This window comes from Cupriavidus sp. R6-3 (assembly GCF_059772245.1).
Genome location: NZ_JCBAJO010000384.1, coordinates 1 through 2,771 on the forward strand (window position 1 = coordinate 1; position 2,771 = coordinate 2,771).

Consider the following 2,771-nt stretch of genomic DNA (forward strand, 5'->3'; position numbering starts at 1 on the left):
CGTGGCGACCGCCAGCAGCGTGGTGGCGGCCAGCGTCGCGAGGGACTTCCTGCGCGTGACGTTCATCGATTTCTCCTTGTGTTGAATGTGCGAATGCATGCGGGACATATGCGGAAGCATGCGGGATGCCAGGCGGGTTGGCTCTGCTTGCAGACGGCGGGCGCGGCCCCGCGGCGACCCCTGTTCGCCGCGCCGCCGATCGAAACGGTTCAGGCGTTGCCGGGGCGGAACGGCCGTCCCAACGACGCCGGCATGTTCAGGCGGATCCACGCCGGATTGCGCGAGATCAGCGCCAGCACGACGATGGTGGCCGCGTACGGCAGCATCGACAGGATCTGCGACGGCACCGAGACGCCGATGCCCTGCAGATAGAACTGCAGGATCGTCACGCCGCCGAACAGCCAGGCGCCGACCAGCACGCGGCCGGGCCGCCAGGTGGCGAAGGTGGTCAGCGCCAGCGCGATCCAGCCGCGTCCGGCGACCAGGTTCTCGACCCACATCGGCGTATAGACCAGCGACAGGTAGGCGCCCGCCAGCCCGCAGCAGCCGCCGCCGAACAGCAGCGCGGCGAAACGGATCCAGCGCACCGGATAGCCGAGCGCGTGCGCCGACTCGGGCGATTCGCCGATCGCGCGCAGCGTCAGCCCGGCGCGCGTGCGGAACAGGAACCACATGATCGCCAGGCACAGCAGCACGCTGACATAGACCATCCAGTGATGCTGGAAGAAGGCCGGGCCGACGAAGGGCAGGTCGGCCAGGCCCGGCACCTTGCTGCCCTGCGCGGGCATCGCATGGCCGACGAAGCGCTGGCCCATGAAGGCCGACAGGCCGGTGCCGAAGATCGACAGCGCCAGGCCCGTGGCGACCTGATTGGTGGCCAGCACCAGCGCCAGCCAGGCGAACAGCGTGGCCATCGCCATGCCGGCCAGCGCGCCGGCGACGAAGCCGAGCAGCGGCGATTGGGTCTGGTAGCCGACCATGAAGCCGAACACCGCGGCGACCAGCATCATGCCTTCGGCGCCCAGGTTCAGCACGCCGGCGCGTTCGTTGATCAGGAGGCCCAGCGCGGCCAGCAGCAGCGGGGTGCCGGCATTGATCGCGGTGGCGACAAGGGGAGCGAATTGTTCCATGGGGATATCGGTGGGGGGCCGGGGGACTATCGGACGGCCGCCGCGCGCCAGCGCAGGCGGTGGTCGATCAGGCTGTCGCAGGCGAGCAGGAAGAACAGCAGCATCCCCTGGAACACCCAGCCGATGGCCGACGGCAGGCCCAGGCGCGATTGCGCCATCTCGCCGCCGATATAGAACAGCGACATCACGATGCCGCCGAACACCGCGCCGACCGGATGCAGCCGGCCGACGAAGGCGACGATGATCGCGGTGAAGCCATAGCCCGGCGAGATCGAAGGCAGCAGCTGGCCGATCGGCCCCACCACCTCGAAGGCCCCGGCCAGCCCGGCAAAGCCGCCCGAGATCAGCAACGCCATCCACAGCGAGGCGCGCGCCGAGAAGCCGGCGTAGCGCGCCGCGGACGGCGCGGTGCCGCCGACCTGCAGCCGGTAGCCGGCGAAGCTGCGGAACAGGAACACCGTCATCACCGCCACCAGCACCAGCATCACGACGAAGCCGGCATGCAGCCGCGAGCCCGACATCAGGTTGGGCAGCAGGAACTCGGACGAGAACACCTTGGACTGCGGGAAATTCATGCCCTGCGGATCCTTCAGCGGGCCGTTGACCACGTACAGGATCAGCTGCTGCGCGATATAGGTCAGCATCAGCGAGACCAGGATCTCGTTGGCGTTGAAGCGGTCGCGCAGCAGCGCGGTGATGCCGGCCCACAGCATGCCGCCGGCGATGCCGGCGAGCGAGGCCAGCACGAGCACCGCCGTGCCGCTCGTGGCGCTCGCCTGGTGGCCCGGCACATCGAACCACAGCACCGTCGCCGCGGCGAAGATGCCGCCGAGGATCAGCTGTCCCTCGGCGCCGATGTTCCAGACGTTGGCCCGGTAGCAGACCGACAGCCCGAGCGCGCACAGCACCAGCGGCACGGTTTTCAGCAGCACCTCGCCGAGCGCGCGCTTGTCCTTGACGGGATCGACGAGGAAGACCTTCAGCGCGGCCATCGGGTCCTTGCCGAGCAGCACGAACAGCAGCGCGCCGAAAGCGAGGGTCAGTGCCAGCGCGATCACCGGCGAGGCATAGGCCATCGGGCGCGAGGGCAGGCCGCGCGGGGCCAGCGACAGGGGAAAGACGAAGCCGAGCGATTTAGCCATGGACGCGTGCCTCCGCGACGTCATGCCGGCCTTCGTCGTGGCCGCCCGGTCCGCCTTGCCACAGCCCGCTCATCCACAGGCCGATCTGTTCGCGCGTGGCGTCTTCCACCGGAATCGACGGCGACAGCCGCCCCTTGGCGATCACGTGCAACCGGTCGCAGATCGCGAACAGCTCGTCGAGCTCCTCCGAGACGACCAGGATCGCGCAGCCGGTTGCCTTCAGCGCCAGCAGCTCGTTGTGGATCTGCGCGGCGGCGCCGACGTCGACGCCCCAGGTCGGCTGCGCGACGATCAGCACGCCTGGGCCGCTCTCGATCTCGCGGCCCACGATGAACTTCTGCAGGTTGCCGCCCGACAGGCTGCGCGCCAGCGCGTCCGGGCCGCCTGCCTTGACGCGAAAGCGCTGGATGATCGCGGCCGCGAGCCCGGCCGCCGCCTTCGGCGAGACCAGGCCGCGCCGCACATAGGGCGGGTCCTGGTGCGACAGCAGCGTATTGTC

2 protein-coding genes and 1 pseudogene are annotated in these 2,771 nt (G+C 69.5%); all 3 read right to left on the minus strand.

Annotated features, from left to right (window positions below):
* Window positions 1–209 precede the first annotated feature (209 nt).
* A complete protein-coding gene (locus tag AC6EI8_RS25820) occupies window positions 210–1,130 on the minus strand; it encodes an ABC transporter permease (RefSeq protein WP_150084128.1) in 921 nt (306 codons plus the stop codon).
* Between the two features lie 26 nt (window positions 1,131–1,156).
* Entirely contained in the window at window positions 1,157–2,272 is a 1,116-nt protein-coding gene (locus tag AC6EI8_RS25825; protein ID WP_149317938.1) for an ABC transporter permease, read from the minus strand.
* Window positions 2,265–2,771, minus strand: a pseudogene (locus AC6EI8_RS25830) (ABC transporter ATP-binding protein); the annotation flags it as partial. The gene AC6EI8_RS25825 and the pseudogene AC6EI8_RS25830, both read right to left, overlap by 8 nt.

What these genes read in the sequence shown, in the direction of transcription:
- AC6EI8_RS25825 (WP_149317938.1), bottom strand. Translation starts at nt 2,272, where the DNA reads ATGGCTAAATCGCTCGGCTTCGTCTTTCCCCTGTCGCTGGCCCCGCGC.
- AC6EI8_RS25820 (WP_150084128.1), bottom strand. Translation starts at nt 1,130, where the DNA reads ATGGAACAATTCGCTCCCCTTGTCGCCACCGCGATCAATGCCGGCACC.